The following is a 17,658-nucleotide window of genomic DNA, read 5'->3' as shown; positions in this document are numbered from 1 at the left end:
GGGTTCGGGGTTCGGGGTTCGGGGTTCAGGGTTCGGGGTTCAGGGGTCAGGGTCCGGTGACTGGTTCTGCTGCACCCTGCACCCCGCACCCTGCACCCTGCACCCTGCACCCCGCACCCTAAATCCCCAGCTTCACCGGCAAATCCTCTGACTCGGCCAGCACGCTGTCTGTGTGCGCATCCAGCACCACCACCCGCAGGGACTGGCAGGTATCGTTGGTCAACATCATGCCCAGGCTCGCCTCGGTCCCCGGCGCCAGTGTCAGCGTGCCTTTACCGCGGTCGAGTTCCCCGCCGACCGCCATCCCCATGTGACCCACCTCTTCTGCGCCGGCCATCAGCACGACCCGCAGAACGAGCTGCTCAGTCGCGAGCAGATCGCCCACCTTGAGCCCGAAGGTACGGTTGGTCACCGCCGCTGGACAGCCGTCGATCCGGACCTGCACGCAGGGAATCTTCGCCGGCGTGCCGGCTGTCATGCGCAGACTGACGACCGGGATCGCCAACTCCTGCAGGCTGAATCCACCGTGGTGGAAGCTCAGGCTGCCGCCCGCCTTGAACACCCCGAGCCCGGTCGGAAAGACATAGTCGAGATCCGTGTGGTAACCCAACTCAGCCCCGGCGACCCGCACGGTCCCGGCCGGTGTGCTGCCCCCGTGCCCGATCCAGCAGCGGCGGTGCAGGTCCAGGGTGACGCCCCCGGGGCTGTCCGTCTTCATGTCATCGTCCTTACGGATGGCGAACTGGTGACCGTGGTCGGCGGTGATGACGAAGTGCTCGATACCGGCGGCGGCGAGTTTGCGCACCGCCCGTGCGAGGTTGCCGATGACGGTGTCCATCACCTGCCGGGCGAGCAGGTCGCTGTCGGTCTCGCCGGCGAAATCGATCTCCTGGGAGCGGATCACGACCAGCGAGGCGCTGCCGATCTTATTGCGGATCCTTGCCGGGGAGCTGCCGAGCAGCCTGCCCAGGGTCATCTCCACCACATCCGGCACCTTGGCCTTGAGGAATTTCAACCGTTCGTTGAGAACGGCCATCTCCGTGCCATCGATGCGCACCGCCAGCTTGCCCTTCGCGTCGATCAGGTCGAAGCTGGCCGAGGCCCCAGGCAGCAGCGCTGCCATGCCGACGGGGGTGATCGATGGCAGCGCCGCAACGGCCGCCTGGACCCTCAGGTCTTTGGCACCTTCGATCTGGCACGCCAGGTCCACTCCCATCTCGTAGCGCATGGCATCGACGAGGAAATAGGCAACGCGCCCGCCCATGGCCTGCACTACCTCCGGGAAGATGCGGGTCTGGTGAAGCGCGCCGGGCACCGTCCAGGCGGATGCGGCGAACGCCTTGGCGAATCCATCCGCCATCGTCCGCAGCAGGTATTCATGCTCCTTGCGGATGACCGCCAGGGCCTGCTCCGCTTCCGGCTCGTCGTCCATCCTGGCGACCCAGGCCTCCAGCCGTCGCTGCAGGCTGTCGGCGCGATGCCAACCGTCTTCGGCCGTATAGGCGGTGAGCCACTTGGCGGGATCATTTGCCATCTTGCCCAGTGCCACGCGGACCCGCTCAAGCCCAAGCCCGAGCTCCGCCATCAGCCGGCACGCCTCCCACTGGGCCTGGCGGCGCAGATCACGATCGACCCAGAAGCTGCGGCCGCGCGCGGTGACGATACCCAAGGCCGCGTCGAAGTCCTTCCCGGCAATCAGTTGCGTGGCGTGGGCGAGCAGCCGCCCCTCCTCGAACCGGAAGGTGTCGATGCACCCCAGATGAGCGGCCGGTACGCCGGCCCCCGCGAGCCCCAACTGCTGCTCCACGGTATCCGCCAGGCCCAGGTACGCGTGCGGATAGCGCTGCCGCAGGCCCTCCGCCACATCGCGAACACGCTCGGCGTGCTCCTTGGTCGATGGACCCGGTACCATTCCGACCGACGGGGGCGGGGCACAAGAGAGGTCGGCACGGAACTCATTGACCAGAACATAGCGGCAGGTCTTCTCCCGCGCCTGGGAGAGGGTCGTGTCCGCCGGGAGATCCAGTCCCAAGCGGACCTTGATCAGCTTGAGCAACTCGGGAACCGCCTCCTTCTCGACCAGCACTGCATCCTTGGCGTCAGACGCCAGCCACTGGGTCAGCAGCACCTCGCCTTGGACACCGCTGAACAGGGTGTGCAGCACCGAGGTCACCTGTCCGCCCTGACCCATGAAGGCGACAATGTCGTCGTAGGTCAGGGTCGCCGGCCGGAGCATCTCGTCGATCTGCCCATCGGTGAACCGCCTGCGCAGCATGTGCAGCGCAAGCCCCCTGAGGCGCGGCTCGTAGCAGGTCCCCGCCCGCTCCAGTTCCATCAGCACCGAGCCCAGGCGGTCCTTGGCTATGCCCGGCAGATACAGGAGCAGCGGTTCCGGCTGGTCGGCCGCCACGATCGGCTCGACTGCCGCACGCAGGCCGAAGAAGCTGCCCTGGTAGCGAGCGAGCAAGGCGGAACTGGAACCAATCGTCACCCGCGGCAGCGGATCGCCGTCAAACGGCTCCAACTCCCGGTCAAAAAAGGGCCTGAACTCACTGCGCGGATCGTAGAAGACGACCACCGAGTGCTTGCGCAGCAGATCGTCCAGGTGCTCGCAGAGATAGTCGTAGAAAGCGTGCATCAGACGTCTCCAGCGAGCAACCGTCCTTGACGGCGTAGTTCCAGCGCGACGAATGGCGACTCCTTAATCAACCGGGCAAATGAAACCTGTTCCTCCCAATAGCACACGGCGTCCTCCTCGCGGTAAGATCGGAAGTCGTTCAGCCCGAGCCTATCGATCGTGTTCTGGACCTGTTCGTGAATATCCTGCGTCAGCCCATGCGCCGGAAGAACCTGGAATCCCACGAGTTCTAACTCGAACCAGCCGTTTTGCACCTCGAACGGATCGAGCACGTCCCCGAAAGCGTTCTTGCGCGCGTTCAATCGCGCAGCGGCTAGGCGATAGTTATCCCACTCATAGACGCGATTCCAGGCGCGCGACTTCGGCGCCATGTGATCGACCGAGCCAGCGCCCGTCACCGGGTGAATGCGAAAGCACGAGTAGGCACAGACTTCGTCGTAGGCTTGCATCAGATCATCAATCGCCGCGGTCCAGTAGGGTTCGATCTCAGACGGCGGCAGGTCTTCCGGACGGTCGATCCGGACGGCAATACTGGTGCCGTCGGACTGGACTTCCTTGCGGGTTCGTGGCTTGAATGCCTTTCCCGACTTGCGCGGATAGGTTGGCATCTGCCCCGTCATCTCGGCAATGGCACGCAATCCGGGTTGACGTACCTTTGCATCGAAATCGGGTGGCTCAGGGGCCGGCGTAACCCTGATCAACTGGCGTGCCCCTTCTGCGATTCCCGATAGCGGGACCAGCGGACCCAAAACCGGTCGATGTCACTTAACACTTCGCGCAACGCTGCGTCGACCTTATCGATATCCGCGAGAGACGGGGACTCCTGTCGCAGCAACGCCAGTGCCTGAGTAATTGCCAGTTCCGCCTCCAAGGACCTGGGCTCCTTCAAGTCGAAGGCTGACGAAGTCAACCACGCATTGGCATCGCCCTGGCGACTCCATGGGAAGGCTCGGAGCTGCACCTCGCCGTGGGTCAGATCAAGCTCCCAGATTGCATCCCTGCGATCGTCGAAGCGTGGCTCCGACGATGCCAGCACCAAAGGCGAATGCGTTGCTGTGATCAACTGAACCGGGATCGTGTGCTCTCCAGTGAGGGCCTCCATGACATCCAGAAGTGCGGGGACGATGCGGCGCTGCCACTGGGGATGCAAATGGGCCTCGACTTCGTCGATCAAAAAAACGATCTCCCGAGCGGGCGTAATCCCCTGAAGCTCAGCCGAGGCGAGGTGTTCCTGCCAGGCCCAAACCAGCAGATAGCCGAGGGACACGATGCGACGTATTCCCGCCGAGGCATGGATCAGCGGGACCTGCAAGCCATAGGGCATCTTGATGCAGGGGTGTTTGCGCGCGTCGCCCAGAGAGACCTTGACCAAGGCGCCGGACTCTAACGGCTCCTCGTCCCCGGGGGAAAGCGCCCCTAGGACGCTTTGCAACTGCTCGAATGCCTTACCGTTTTCAAGCTGCCAGCTTGCCCAGTCTGCGATCAGGCCATTGCAGTACTTGACCGGCTCGTTAAGCGGCAACCCGTCCCAAACCGATTGCGGGGAAAACAGATAGGCGGTCTGCCGGTCGGGGTTCTCACCCTTCCAGTAGTTGCGCGCCTCGTCCCACACCGAAAAGCCCCCATCGACTTGGGCGTAGAGCACCAATCCCGGGATCGACGGGCGCCCCCGGGCACGGGGCCAGTGTTCCGATTCTCGATCGAACCTGCTCGTATACGCGTAAGGCCCCCCACTCTTCTTCGTGTAGCGGAAGGTGATCTGCGGCTTGGTGGGGGGGCGATGGGGCATGAGCTTTTGCCGCGCCCAGGTCCGGGTCAAGGCCCACCAGGCCGCGTCCAGCAGGAATGTCTTCCCCAATCCGTTATCGCCCACCAGGAAATTCATGCGCTCCTGGAATGCGATTTCCATGTGTGGAGCGGGACCGACGTCCTGAAATTGCAGGTATTGGAGCATGAGAATCGAACCTACTGGTTGTCGATGTTGGCCAGATCGGAGTTTGGGGTTCGGAGTTAGGAGTTCGGGGTTCAGAGTTCGGAGTCAACGGTCCTGTTCGCCACGGCGCTGCTGCACTTCCCCGAGAATTTGGTCCCAGGACATGGGCGCAGGCCGTTCACCTTCCTGAGCGGCTTGGTCGCGCAAGGCGTTCAGACGAGCCCACAACGCGGTTCTAGGTGGCACGCTGTCACCAACCGGAACCAGGTCCGACTCCGCTCCAGCTAGTTCGAGCCGATCGCTGATCACGATGAATGCTCCCATATGGCAGTACGCCGTTTACTCATCAGCCAAACCACCGCGACGGCGGCGGACCTCGGCGCTAATCTCATCCGCATTTAGCAATTCGCCCCCGCCCGCAATGTACGCCTTGCGGGCAGCTAGCGCCAATCGACCGATTTCGGTGCGCGGCTGATAGTCCCCGGTCATCGGATCGTCCGTGAGTGTGGGGAGTTTGGAGTTCGGAGTTCGGAGTTTCAGTTTAGGCTTCGGGGTCATGACCAGGGCTCACCCAAGATGGCGTGAAAGGCATGGGCGACCGCTTGCTCATCAAGGCGCAGACCAACATCACGCAGTGCCTGCACCAGCATCGCCGGCGATTCAACGCGCCCATCACGCGCAGCCTGCAACGTCGCGACCGCAAACGCGTTTCAGCGCATCCAGGTCGGCCACTATCTCCTCCCCGGTCTGCTGGAACGGTGTCACGCCGTATTTGCCGAGGGTATCGATGAACTCGGCGCGGGAAACGCCGGCGATCTCCGCGGCACGGCCCTGACTGACACGTTCCAGTTCGTACCACTTCACCGCCGCCGCCAAGCGCAGCTCGCGAACGAATTCCTCGGGGTCTCGGCGGACGCTGGCCAGAACGCTGGGATCGATGTCGAAGGCTAGGTTCATCGGGGACTCTGGGTTCGGAGTTCGGGGTTCGGAGTTCGGAGTTCGGAGTTCGGGAAAGGATCACTCGCCCAAGGCTTCCAGGAAGCGCTGCACCAGGTCCGGGTGATAGCGGATACCCGTCTGAAGGGCGCGGTCGAGGTACGGCCTCACCTCTGAAATGATCCCTTCCCGTTTTGCTTTGCCCAAGAGTCCAAGGGCTCCGGTGACTTTGAGACCAACCGCGCGCGCCATGCGTCGCCCTTTCAATTCATCGATGCAGACCTGTGCGATGCCTTCGTCGATCGCGAGCTGAATGACTGCCGCCTCACCTGCATCCAGTACTGAGGTCACCAGGGTAGGCAGCGGCGACTGCAACCGCTGGTAGGAGAGCCAGACCGGGCGGACGGGGGGATAGCCCACGCTAGCCCCATCATCGAGCTCACGACGGACCTCCTCCGGCGTAATGAAGGTGAGGTCCAGCTTGCCCGGGATCTCCAGGGCCTTCATGCGCATCAGCGCGATCAGCGGCCCCGTATTGATGACGATGCGCTTATCCATGGAGGGTAAAGTCGATTTCCAGTTCGGCATCGTCCGGCCGTAGATTGCTCATCGGCACGCCAACCCGTGCGAGCGAAAACAAGAAATCGACGCGACCCTTGCCGCACAGCTTCGCGGCCTGCCCGGAAGACAACTTGCCCTGCTCGTAGAGCTTGGCCGCAAGCAGGAGACGCGCCTCCTCGGCAAACTCGGCAGGCGAGAGCGCGACATTGGCCAGCACGTCGTCGTCGTAGTCGATGATCATCTGATGGGTCATGGTCGGGGCTCCGGTTTGGGTCGTCAGTCGGGGGCTGAGAGTTGGTAGCGTGTGCCACGGCCGGCGCCGGTCTTGGTGACTGTGCCCGCGGCGAGCAAGGCGTTGATGGCGGCATTCCACTGGGCGTCGGTGAGGCCGGTGGCGGCGAGGACCTCGGACTTGCTGGTCGCACCCTGGGCCGCGGCGATGGCCTGCTTGACGGCGTCCAGCATGACCGGATCAGGGGCAGCGGAACCCGTTGCAGGTCCGGAGCCGGCGCCGGCATTATCTGTCTTCGGGGCAGTAGGAACGCGCCGAACCGGGCCCCGTCCCGACGACTTGCGGCCACCGCCACTGCCAGTGGCCGGCGCGGGGGCCTCCAGCAGGCTGGTCAGTGCGTCCTTGACCGCGGCGGAGGTGCGTTCCGCGATGAGGCGGTCGACCTCTGCCTGCGCAACCGTGAGGGGCAGCCACTTCCCGGGTGGTACGTCGTCAGTCGTCAGTCTTCGGTCGTCAGCAAGAGAGTCTTGCGCCGACGACCGACGACTGACGACCGACGACTCTTCCCAGAAGACCGCTTCCAGCCCGTGGGCGATGGCGAGGCTGCGGTCCATGGCGCACTTAGGGACGACCCGCTCGGGCCAGAGATGCATCGCCAGGTGCGCCCAGTCGTAGTCGCCGACCGTGAGTCTGCCCCAGCAGTCCTTGCACTCCTTCTGCCAGGCTCGGTGCTGGGGAACCAGGCGCCACAGGGGCGCGAAGTTGATAATGACGCCGTCGTTGAGGTCCGGATTCCACAATGGGGCAACCAGACCGACCTCTTCTCGGAAGGTTCGGAGTTCCTCGACAAAGCGTTCCTGCTCGGCGATCTCCTTGCGCTGGTTGGCGGTCGGGGTGCCACCGGCGCCCTGGACCAGCCCCATCAGCTTGCGCTCCTCGTGTTGGAGCTTGGGGGTCATAGAGTCGTTGAGGACCTTGTACAGGGTGTCCCGAGTGAAGCGATGGTAATTGAGCCAGACCGAGTAGCCCGCCGAGGGGGTGGCGAGCTGCCAGTAGATCGGGGCCTTGCGGCGGCTCTTCGAGCAGCGCTTGATGTGGTCCGCGAAGAATGACCGCGCGAACCAGGCCCGGAGATCATTCCCTCGGCCTGCGAGTATCTCGGCGGCCTCGCGCCAGGCGCCGTCCGCGCCATCGGCGAAGACGATATCGAAGACAGCGCGGCTACGCGCGGCAAGATCGCGCTCATGCCCCGGATCGTCCACCAGGATGCCATCCCAAGGGATGTCGACGGGATACGCGGCGGGCAGGTCATCGGCTCCTGCCGGCAGAGCCTGGGCGTTTTGCAATTGGCCGGGCGGGCAGACTGGCAGGGGGTCGAAGGGTCCCGGCGCAGCGGGCGCGGCGCGCTGGCCGGTCGCGAGCCGCAGGTCGAAGCGTCCGCAGGCGACACCGAGGGCCCAGGAGACCAGCAAGGCGGTCAGCGGGGCCGGGTCGGCGACCGCGCCGGGACCCTCGTCGTCCTCGCCCCCATCCTCGCCTGGGTCGGTGGGCGCCGCATCGGGCGTACCGCCGGGGCCGACCTCGATCCGCCGCCGATCCTCACCGTCGATCCCGTAGAGCGCGAAGCAGCAGTCGTCGATGTCCGCCTGGATGTCGGCAAGCGCCGCCTCCGTGGCCTGCACCCGAGCGGACCAGGCCGCGGCGCGGGCGGCCAGGTCCTCGCCGGGAACCTGGAGCAGGGCCGGCAGCCGGAAGGCGTGGGAGGTCTCGGTGGCGGTGTCTAGGGCGTGTTTTAGGGACCAGGCGCGGTGGGCCAGGGTGGACAGGGTTTGGGCGTGGGTCGTCGGTCGTCCGTCGTCGGTCGTCAGCGGGGGGACCGGGGTCTGCTGGATCAGGCCGACCTCATAGGATTGGGCGAGCTCGGTTCTCGCCAATTGAAGCGCGACCAAGGCGCCGAAGGGCGCCGAGTTGACCAGGGCACAGAGCGCGAGCAGGGACTCGGGGTCGTCGCCGTCGACGAAGGCGGCTGGGCCTTTGTCGGCGAAGATGCAGCCTGCCGGCATGGCACGGAAGCTCAGCCCGTTGGTTCTCCGCGGCCAGGTGAGGCCGGGGCGGAAGTACCAGGGTTGGGCTTGGATCTTCCGGGTAGCGCTGCCGACCTTGGCTTCAACAAAACATTGGATCTCTCTGCCTGCATTGGCCCAAGCGAGGCGCAGATACAAGTCCGCATAATAACGTCCGAAGGCTCCTCCTTTCGCAAATGAGACCCACTCGGCGACTGAAACCGGCACTTCCCAGTCCAATCGCAGGAAGCGAAAATCATCCAGCGTCCCAGCTCCGCACTTGGCGGTCCGTCGTTCCCCCTCGAAATTCGGAAGGCGACTGAATGCGCTTTGGGCACTCGGGCTAATCCAATACGCAAACGGCGCCCCAGGCACCAGCGCGAAGGCATCGGGATCGGCCTCGAACACCCGCGGATCGGGCTCGCCGGCGGCGACGGCGCGCAGGGCGGTCCGCAGGGCCAGGGCCTTGTCGTCGTCCTCCAGCAGTCGCAGGAACAGGCTCACAGAGGGGACTCCTGGGGGTGAAGTGAGACGGCGTTGAGTCCCGGAACCAGGAACAAGGGCTTGGTGGGACGCTCCATGGTCACGAAGACCTCGGCCCCGGCCTGCAATGCGGCGGCGGCGTGCAAGGCGTCCATCGCCCCCAGGTCCCAGTGGGCCGCAAGGCTCAGCGCCCGCGCGACCAGTTGGTCACTGGTGGGGATCCACAGGCTGACCGTGGCGAAGTACCGTTCCATGAAGGTGATCTCGTCTTCACGCCGGTAGAACAGCGGTTTGCGCAGGGTCTCCAGCCGCAGATAGGGGCTGGCGACGAAGCGCCGGACCGGATCGCCCAGGAGGGCGAGGGCCACCTGGGCCGCCGGTTGGTCGCCGCGATAGGCGACGATCAGGGCGTTGGCGTCAACGTAGGTCGTGGTCATCGCCGGCCTCCGCGCGCCCTTGCCTGACCTCCTCCAGGATGGCGTCCACGGGGGCGAGTGCCAACCCGCATGCCAGGGCGCGTTGGCGTATGGCCAGTAGATCGCGCCCCAACGCACTGAGCGCCACTGCGGCCCCGTCCGGGGCCAGGCTCCCGGTTTGATCGCTAGTGTCTGGCGCGGGCGGCGGCAGTGGTGCCGGTGGTTCGGGCAGCAGGGTCACCACCACCCGCGCCCGCGCCACGCCGGGCAGCGGCTCCAGCAGCCGCACCTGGCCGTTCTCGTAAATACCTTCGATGCTTGTCAGCATGGCCGTACCCATCCGTTTCACTGTTTGATCAGACAATAGGCCGCGGCCTCGACCATCGCCGCGTCCATGACCCCGTGGCCCAGATCCGCCAGCACCGTGGGTCTGGCCTCGCCGAGCAGCACGCCCTGGCGCCAGTGCCGGTAGCTGGTCAGAAACAGCGGGGTGCGGGAGGTGATGGCACCCAGGATACCGGCGGGGTGCAGCCACTGTACCCCACGCTCGACGCAGGCGGCGAGCAGGTCGCCCTTGGAACGGGGATAGGCGCTCGCGAGGTAGGGACCGGCGCGGGCGCAGGGGGCGCCGAAGGGCGGATTCATCAGGGTGACGTCGAAGCGCAACCCGCAGAGGTCGATGAATCCGAAACCGCGGGCGGCGTCCTCGCTGAACAGGCGACGCCGATAGGCCTGGCCGTTGACCGACTGCTCGGCATAGTGTCGCAGGGCGTGCAGGACGGCCGCCTCCGCCTGCTGCCAGCGCGCCTCGTCCAGGGCGCGGAACAGGGGTCCCTGCTCGCCGTAGACCTCCCGCACGGCGGTGCGGATGTCCTCCTCAATGCGCAGCAGGGAGCCGACCTCCCCCGCCAGTTCCATCCGCTGGAAGACTTGCTCGATCAGCCGGGCCAGGTCCGGGTCCAGGGTCGTCAGCAGCTCCCGCCGCAGCTCGGGCTCGCCTGGCATGGGCTCGGCGACGACGATGTTGGTGCGCTGGATGGGCGGGCGCTCCCCGCGTGGGACACCTAGCTCCAGATAGCCCCGCTGGGCGCGCAGCCACAGGGCCAGGGCGGCGATCTGGGCGGCGCGGGGGTCAATGTCGATGCCGTACAGGTTGTGGCGCAGGACGAGGCCGGGCAGTGCCCGGTGCATGGCGTCCCGGTCCGGATAGTCGTCGCGCAGGGTGCGGCCAGTGACCTCGGCGGCGGGAGCATCCGGGTCCTCCCAGGCCTCCTGGTAGATCGTTAGCAACAGGGTGAAGGCATAAAGCAGGAAGTGCCCGGAGCCGCACGCGGGGTCCAGAATCCTGAGATCCCGCGGGTCTTTTTTGGTGCGGGTAGGGGCTGCGTCGTCGGTCGGAGAGTCGTCAGTCGTCAGTCGCCGGTCGTCAGCCGGAGAGTCTTTCGCCGATGACCGACGACCGACGACCGACGCCCCCTTTCGCACCAGATAGTCGAGGTTCTGGAGGCGGGTGTCGCCCTCGCGCATTTCGTACCAGATGCGGCCGAGGCTGTTATCCGTGAGGAACTGGACGACATAGAGCGGGGTGAAGAACTGATTACGGACAGCCAGCTCGCGGCTGTTGCGCGGCGCCTGACTCTCAGCGCGCATCTGCCGGCGCTCGTCGTCGCCGTTGAAATACTGATAGACCCAGCCGATGGTCTCGTCCTGCTCCCAGACGCCGGCCAGTTCGGGGTCGTTGAGGATCTCCAGCAAGCCCGGCTGCTGAGAGCCGAAGAGGGTCGCACGCGCGGGCCACAGCAAGCTCGCCGGGTCGCGCCGGTCGAACAGCACTCGCACCTCGCGACCGATCTCGTCGAACAGACTCTCGATGTAGAGCCGGTAGCCGCGGTCCGGAAGCTGAACCAGCCCCGGCGCAAGCCCGCAGAACTCCTTGAACCCCGACGACTGCTCGCCTCGCGAGATGCACTCCTGCACCAGCCCACGGGCCTCCAGCATCTTGAGCGCCACGAACCGGTTCAGGGTCGTGAACGCCGCCTCCCGCCGGTAACTCGCAACCGCTTCGGCGTAGTCGTCGGTCGTCGGTCGTCGGTCGTCGGCCGAAGACTGACGACCGACGACTGACGACACCCAGTGCTCGACCGCGGCGATCAGCTTGATCCTCACAATCCGTTGCGCCGCGTCCAGATGACTCCCTGGCTCGCCCGCGATAGTGCCGTCCAGCCGGATGTCGAACACACCCGCCAACTGGTCCTCGAAATCCTGTTCAAGCAGTCCGCGCGCGGCCTGGGTGGCGCGTTGGATGCGGTTGCGGGTGTCTTTGTCCATGTTTTGGGAGTTCGGAGTTCGGGGTTCGGGGTTCGGGGTTCGGGGTTCGGGTGACTTGAGACTTGGGCGGTAGAGTTTCGCTAAGACATTGTTCTTGTTAAAGGATGCGTATAAATAAACGCGCGCGTGAAAAAGATACGCGCGCTCATATTCGCGGCGGCCTATGCCGTTCCACGCACGAGAGCATCATGGCGCAGGGTCCGGCAGGTGAGACACCCCATCCAGGTGGGCGATCATGTCGTCGTCGCCCGCAGTGATCGCATCGGGCTCTTGCCGACGCGAAACATGGCCACGACGTGCACGCATTTCTTCATCGAGTTCATCCCAGCTCAGCAGTTTGCCTCCGCCCAGGATATAGGCACGCCGCAATTCGAGGAGTTCGTGGCCAAGCTCAGTGCGCGGCTGGTACTGGTCGACTACGGCATCACCGGTCAATGGTGCGACTGGCGTCGCCGTCGTCGCTTCGTCTGGCGCCGTTGCCGTCGGCGGATGCACCGCGGGAGGGAGCGCTCGCGATGACCATGGGGGCGGGGTATCCGGGAGAACGGTCACCGCGATCCGCCCGCACGCCACCCCCGGCAGCAGCCCCGCAGGCGCACCTGACCGTGTTCACAAATGCCTTCAACACGCGTTGTCATGCCAGAAAACTTCGCTCCAAATTCCGGTTTGCTCCCGGTGCCCCAGTGTGCTCCGAGCGGTCATCACCCTCAAGACAAAGGCCCCACCTGGAGTCCCGCACCCCAAACTCCGAACTCCGAACTTTCCGGCTCCAGGCTGAATCGTAAATACGCTAGTAAAAACAAATACGTGAATCGTGATGCGCAAAAATACGCTCGCGAGCGTAAATTTTTCGCTCGCGATCATAAATTCCGACCACGGGCGTAGAGGGTGCCTTTGCCCTCGCCATGCGGCTCCAAAAAACCATTATTATTTAATCTCTTAAGTAGGCGCGTCGCCTGCTGAGGACTGAGGCCACACAGTCGTATCACATCACTGCGTCGGATGTTGCCGTGTTCGCGGACGTAGCGTTTGACCATCTCCTCCTGCTGGAGGGGATCGAACCCCGCTTGGCGAACGTAGTCAAGGGGGCTACCCAGTTGACGGTAGACGGCTGCGCTCAGGGTGTAGGTCCGCCCTTTGCGTACCCCATGGGCCTGCAGGAGGCCCGCTTCGACGAGTCGCTCCAAGACCGCGCGCCCATAAGCGCTGTCGCGTTGCAGCAGCTTGGCGGTCTCAGGTGTATCGAGACGGCGCGCATGGCGCAGTTCCGCTAGAACCAGCAAGCTCTCGATTGGGAGCCCTGTACCGAGCTGGTTTTCCTGCTCCAAGACGAGCTTCAGGAAGTTGAGGTCCGCCTCGGCGCAGTTGAGGTCGACGCTGACGCTCGATGGGTCGCTACGCAGGTAACTTGGCGGCGGGCGTCCGTAGCGCAGGAGGCCCTGGTAAATCAGGTCGACGCCGCGGCCGGTACGTTCGGCCAGCCCGATGCGCTTGAAGGCATCGGCCAGCAGCGGATTGCGGGGGCGGGGTTCGACCACCAGTAGATTGTCCAGGGAGACGCCCTCGACAAAGCCGCCGGGGCTGCTGATCGACAGGGTCTCGGTTTGCCAGCGGGTCTGCACCGCGCCCAGACGACTGTAGTCACGATGCGTCAGGGCATTGACGAGGGCTTCGCGGAAGGCGCGCGGTTCCACGTTCGGCACCGGCACCCGGAACAGGCCGACCTGGAGTTCGCGCTCGCTGACCCGCGCCAGAAACTGTTCCTCGACGCGCTCGAACAGCCGCACCAAAGGCCAGCGGTAGAAGTCATTGACGCGCACCTCGGTTCCGTCCAGGACCTGGAATGCCGCCTCGTGGGTGGGTAGGTGCGCCCGAATGGCCGATTCGCGGCCGATCAGCAGCAGACCTGCGACCGTTGGGACGCGCTGCCCGGACTCGGTTCGGGTCAACCCAAGCGCACCGTCGAGTTCAGCATCGTCGAGACCGAGCAGGGACCGGTCACCCCGGTAACGCTCGATGGCCTGGCGCAGCCGATGGCGCTCCGCGGGGTCGAGCGTGTCGAGGTCGGCGCCGGCGACCGGTAGCGCGGAGTAATCCGAAAGCCGCAGATCGGATTCGCGCGAGGCGAACTCGTGCGGAAGAAACGGCACGCACTGCGGTTTACCGTCGGCCAACAGTCGCCGGCGCTGGAGCGTGCCGTCACTGGTGGCGACCAATCGGGTCGAGCGGGGAATCTCGATCCGCGCGATCTTCAGTCCCGCGGACTCCATCATGACGGTGCGAACGCTCAGCGGTGGAATCGTGCGGTTGGCGATCAAGGCGGCCAACCCGTTCAGATCATGGTGGTCCTGGTGCAGCCCGGTCGGTTGTCCGTCATCCTCGACGCCAAGGTAGATGGCGCCGCCGTCGGTATTGGCCAGACAGACCGCCGCGAGCACCAGATCCTTGTCGGGCAGCCGCTTCTGGTCGCTCTTGAACTCGACGGTCAGCGCTTCGGCGGTGGGGATGTCCGAGTCGAGCATGGCGAAGCCTATTGGACTAAGACCTTTTTGCCGGCGCCGATGAGCTCCAGGCACTGTTCCTTGAGACCGTCGAGCGCCTGATCAAGCTGTTCCTCGTTCTCGATTCCCCCGGAGAAGAAGCCGGCGGCGCTGATCTTGACGACCCGGTTGCCGTCGAGCAGACGCATCAGGTCTTCGACGGCCTTGTCGCGCCGGACGGGGCAGGCGTCGAGGTCCGCTCGGAGCTGGGGTATCGACGCGGCGGCTGACTTCGCGACAGTGTATGTCGCCAGCGGCTCAGCGATGCGGTCGCGCTGCTCGTCGCCGACCTCCTCCCAGCCGGGGGTGCCGCGCAGTTGTTGGAGGGCGTCCGCGTAAGCCTGAGTCCGGGCGTTGAGCGCCTGTTGCAGGCGGGCCTGGTGGGCGTTCTCCAGGGCCTTGGCGTGCTGATCGATGGCCGGTAGCTCGCGGAAGAAGGACTCCCGCGCCAGCAGGTCTTTGAGCTGCTCGGCATGGTCCCGGTCGCCGTCGCTCAAGTCCGGCTCGTGCTCCAGGAAGGGCCAGAGACTATCGAGCGCCTTGCGCGCCCGGCCCAGGTCGTGAAGCGCGGGCTCCGTCAGGGCCTTGGCGAGTTCGGCCCCCCGCTTGATGGCCTCTTTCAGCGCCTGGTGGCAGGCGGTGAAGGCCTTGAGCGTCTGGCAGTCGCGCTGGCGGCGAAAGCCCACGCTGTTGTTCAGTGCCCCGGCAATCACCTCGCCCCCGGGGAGTTCATGCTTGTCGAGTTGGGCGAGGACCTCCCGCAGCGTTTCCTCGAAGCCCTCCGTGGTCTCGCGGATGGCCGCCGCGATGAGGTTTTCCTCGTACTCCTGGATCTCTTTCCCGAAGCAGGTCTTGTAGGCCTCCCCGGCCTCGATGTAGTCCGTGAACTCGCAGTCGGTGGTGCGCGGGCGAAAGGATGCCTGGCGGAACAGGTTGTTGTTGGTGAAGGTGGTGCGCGCGTCGAGTGACAGGGCGGAATCGATGACCTGCCCCTTGCTGGTCGACTCGATCTTGCCGGCACGCAACAGCGCGATGACCAGGAGCCGAACGGTGTCGAACTCCCAGCCGAAGGGTTCCTTGGCAAACTCGTCGGTCAGCCAGCGCCCGCTGGCGGTCTCGCCGTAGCTGGTGCGGTTCTCGATGCGGGCCAGGACCTCCGCGAGTACCCCGGTCTCCACGTCGAAGACAGGCTTGCCGCCCTGGTCCCGGACCAGTCCGAGGTCCGAGTAGACGGGTGTCAGTCCTCGCAGGTTTTCGGTGGTCAGCAGGGAATCCAGGTCATTCTTGGTGACCCGTGCAGCGGCCTCCGTGAAGCGGTCGAAGACCTCCGGCAGGGCCTGGGAGAGAACCTTGGCGGCGGTTCGGGAGACCTCGCCGGCATTCTCGTCCGGGCTGCGGTCGTTGCCGCGGAAGAAGATGGTGCCGGTGAGCAGGGACTGTTTGATGAGGCGCCGGAGTTCGTCCTGATGGCGACGCTGGCGGATCTTCTCCTCCGCCACCAGGGCGGACTCGTCCTTGGTCTGGGCGCCCCGCTCCTTGCGGGACAGGATCTCCTTGGAGCGATGGAGTTCGACGGTCTCGCGGTCGATGGCCTCATGGATGGCAGCGACCCAGAAGACGGCCTGGGTCTCGGTCTGGCTGCGACGGCGGAAGTCCTCTACCTGTTGGTCGAACTCAGCCCCGGTCTCGGCCAGGGCCAAGTGGAACGGGATGTCCCCTTCTACCGCCAGGCGCTCACCCAGGTAGAGCCCCGCCTTGAAGGGCTTCACGTCCAGCAGGTTGTGGGACGGTTGCGGCTGCCAGAGGGCGGTGACGGCCTCGGCGTGCAGGCGGGCGGTGTCGCCGGGCTTGGGGACCAGCGCGGCGCGTTGCCGTTCCCAGTCATCCTCGGCCGGCGAGGGAATCCGGTAGCCATCGTCGCCGCGGCGGACCATCAGGCCCTTCTCCAGGGCATCCAGGGCCTGTCGGACCTCGGCCAGGCGTGAATCGGCATCGATGGCCGGGTGCAGCGCGGCGGCGATGTTCTCGGCCGTGCGGTGAACGCTACGCACGTACTGCAACAGGCAGATCACCTTGGCAACCGGTTGGGCGGACGGGTGGGCGATCTTGGTGCCGATGTCCGCGATCTTGGCGCGAATCTCGCTGCCGATGTTGCCGGAGACGAGGTCGTAGATCTGATCCACGCGTGCCAGTGCGCCGATGGGTTGGCTGGCCAGATCCACGTCCGGGTGGATGAGCAATTGCTGGGCGAGCTTGATGATGGTGCGATTGGCGCCGCCGACGTGCTTGCTCGCCCCACCCTGGGTCCGCAGGCCGGAGACGATCTGGATGATGAGGTCAATCTGGTAGGGCAGCAGCGGGTAGAGGTCGATGAAGGCGTCGGCCGTCAGTTCCGGCAGCGTGATGTCCGCGGTGAGGCGGGTATTGTCAGTCAGCCGGCCGCGGTGGTCGGTGAAGCGCTCCCGCAGGGTCTTTTCGGCCTCGGCGTTCTTCGAGAGTACGCGCTTGCTGGTGACTTCCGAGATGTCTGAAGGCTCCAGGTGGACCTGAAGCTCGGACGGAAAGCGGTCCATCAAGCGCGCCAGCTCGACACGGCGGTCGTCCAGGCCGCCCACCAATTCGGTCAGCTTTTCCTGGGAGGTGACGAGTATCCATAGTTTGCCGCGCCCGACCCGCCCGAGGCTTTGCACGACCGCCTGGAGATCGAGCATCTTCTGCACGTCGCGGGCGACGAACTGGCCGACCTCGTCGATGACGAACAGGAGGTTCTTGCCGGGCCGGCGGCGGGACATCAGTTCCAGGCAGCGCGCGGCCAGGTCCCCGGGGGTGATGTCGGCGCGTTTCATGGCCGATTCGCGCCAACTGTCGGCCGTCGTGTAGGTGGCCGGGTCCATGACGTGCATGACGCGGCTCGCCTGTTGGACGGCGGTGGCGATCTTGCCCTTCTCGTAGTCCCAGTCCTTGTCGAAGACCTCCCGGTAGTTGGCCTTGAAGGCGTCGAGGCGGCCTTCGTCCTCCAGGGTGATCTCCAACTCGGACAAATCCAGATCCCGTGCATAGCCCAGGCTCTGCAGGAAGAGCCGGTACATGATCTCGGTGATGCTCTGGTTGCCGGTGCGGATACCGCGGTCGGTGGAGACGTCGAAGATCACCGCCTCGGTGGGGATCTTCTCGGCGATGCTGGTCAGCAGGACCTGGGCCTTGGTGTCCTTGCAGCGCTGGGCGAGCAAGTCCCCGGCGCCCTGTCCGAGGATGTCGCGGTTGGCCAGCGCAAGACCGAGGTACTTGGCGAAGCCGGACTTGCCCGAGCCGAAGAAGCCGGAGGTCCAGATGGCGATCCCTTCGTTGGGCTTCTGCCAGGTGGTCAGGTAGTGGTCGAAGATCTTCAGAAAATGCGCGCGGATCGAGTCGGTGACGATGTATTCGGCCAGCTCGTCGCGGATGATCGTCTCGTCGGCCTGATCGACCTTGATGACCTCCTCGATACGACGGTCGATGTTGTTGGCGAAGAGGTCTTTGATGGTCATC

14 protein-coding genes are annotated in these 17,658 nt (G+C 65.2%); all 14 read right to left on the bottom strand.

The genetic code is table 11. The annotated features are described in order from the left end of the window. Nucleotides 1-118: 118 nt before the first annotated feature. Nucleotides 119-2,638 (bottom strand): PglZ domain-containing protein, encoded by a 2,520-nt coding sequence (locus THSYN_RS18130; protein ID WP_100920367.1) that lies wholly within the window; start codon nt 2,636-2,638, stop codon nt 119-121. Continuing rightward, nucleotides 2,638-3,246: a hypothetical protein gene (locus THSYN_RS18125; protein WP_216644569.1), complete on the bottom strand. Its 609-nt coding sequence runs from the start codon at nt 3,244-3,246 to the stop codon at nt 2,638-2,640. Before THSYN_RS18125 ends, THSYN_RS18130 begins: the two co-directional genes overlap by 1 nt. 89 nt (nt 3,247-3,335) lie before the next feature. Then, nucleotides 3,336-4,592 carry an AAA family ATPase gene (locus THSYN_RS18120; protein ID WP_100920365.1) on the bottom strand — a complete coding sequence of 419 codons (1,257 nt, stop codon included), beginning with the start codon at nt 4,590-4,592 and terminating at the stop codon, nt 3,336-3,338. A gap of 318 nt (nt 4,593-4,910) precedes the next feature. After that, nucleotides 4,911-5,129 carry a hypothetical protein gene (locus THSYN_RS18110; protein WP_100920364.1) on the bottom strand — a complete coding sequence of 73 codons (219 nt, stop codon included), beginning with the start codon at nt 5,127-5,129 and terminating at the stop codon, nt 4,911-4,913. 114 nt (nt 5,130-5,243) lie between these two features. Then, a complete protein-coding gene (locus tag THSYN_RS18105; protein ID WP_100920363.1) occupies nt 5,244-5,528 on the bottom strand; it encodes a UPF0175 family protein in 285 nt (94 codons plus the stop codon). A gap of 60 nt (nt 5,529-5,588) precedes the next feature. Beyond that, nucleotides 5,589-6,065, bottom strand: coding sequence for a PIN domain-containing protein (locus tag THSYN_RS18100; RefSeq protein WP_157817764.1), 477 nt, complete (start codon nt 6,063-6,065; stop codon nt 5,589-5,591). Then, nucleotides 6,058-6,321 carry a UPF0175 family protein gene (locus tag THSYN_RS18095; protein WP_100920361.1) on the bottom strand — a complete coding sequence of 88 codons (264 nt, stop codon included), beginning with the start codon at nt 6,319-6,321 and terminating at the stop codon, nt 6,058-6,060. Before THSYN_RS18095 ends, THSYN_RS18100 begins: the two co-directional genes overlap by 8 nt. Before the next feature lie 23 nt (nt 6,322-6,344). Further along, entirely contained in the window at nt 6,345-8,867 is a 2,523-nt protein-coding gene (locus THSYN_RS18090; protein ID WP_100920360.1) for a BREX-1 system adenine-specific DNA-methyltransferase PglX, read from the bottom strand. Beyond that, nucleotides 8,864-9,283, bottom strand: coding sequence for a PIN domain-containing protein (locus THSYN_RS18085; RefSeq protein WP_100920359.1), 420 nt, complete (start codon nt 9,281-9,283; stop codon nt 8,864-8,866). Before THSYN_RS18085 ends, THSYN_RS18090 begins: the two co-directional genes overlap by 4 nt. Then, entirely contained in the window at nt 9,264-9,590 is a 327-nt protein-coding gene (locus THSYN_RS18080; protein ID WP_157817763.1) for a hypothetical protein, read from the bottom strand. Before THSYN_RS18080 ends, THSYN_RS18085 begins: the two co-directional genes overlap by 20 nt. Nucleotides 9,591-9,607: 17 nt before the next feature. Further along, complete coding sequence (locus THSYN_RS18075; protein WP_100920357.1) at nt 9,608-11,590, bottom strand: Eco57I restriction-modification methylase domain-containing protein; 1,983 nt, start codon at nt 11,588-11,590, stop codon at nt 9,608-9,610. A gap of 186 nt (nt 11,591-11,776) precedes the next feature. Continuing rightward, nucleotides 11,777-12,025 carry a hypothetical protein gene (locus THSYN_RS34060; RefSeq protein ID WP_157817762.1) on the bottom strand — a complete coding sequence of 83 codons (249 nt, stop codon included), beginning with the start codon at nt 12,023-12,025 and terminating at the stop codon, nt 11,777-11,779. 425 nt (nt 12,026-12,450) lie between these two features. Further along, nucleotides 12,451-14,112: a DNA glycosylase AlkZ-like family protein gene (locus tag THSYN_RS18065; protein WP_100920355.1), complete on the bottom strand. Its 1,662-nt coding sequence runs from the start codon at nt 14,110-14,112 to the stop codon at nt 12,451-12,453. Nucleotides 14,113-14,120: 8 nt separating this feature from the next. Beyond that, nucleotides 14,121-17,657, bottom strand: a complete 3,537-nt coding sequence (brxC, locus tag THSYN_RS18060) for a BREX system P-loop protein BrxC (RefSeq protein ID WP_100920354.1) — start codon at nt 17,655-17,657, stop codon at nt 14,121-14,123. Between the last annotated feature and the right edge of the window lies 1 nt (nt 17,658).

The organism is Candidatus Thiodictyon syntrophicum, from assembly GCF_002813775.1.
In the GTDB taxonomy this organism is placed as follows: domain Bacteria; phylum Pseudomonadota; class Gammaproteobacteria; order Chromatiales; family Chromatiaceae; genus Thiodictyon; species Thiodictyon syntrophicum.
This window is presented reverse-complemented; position numbering and strand designations above follow the sequence as displayed.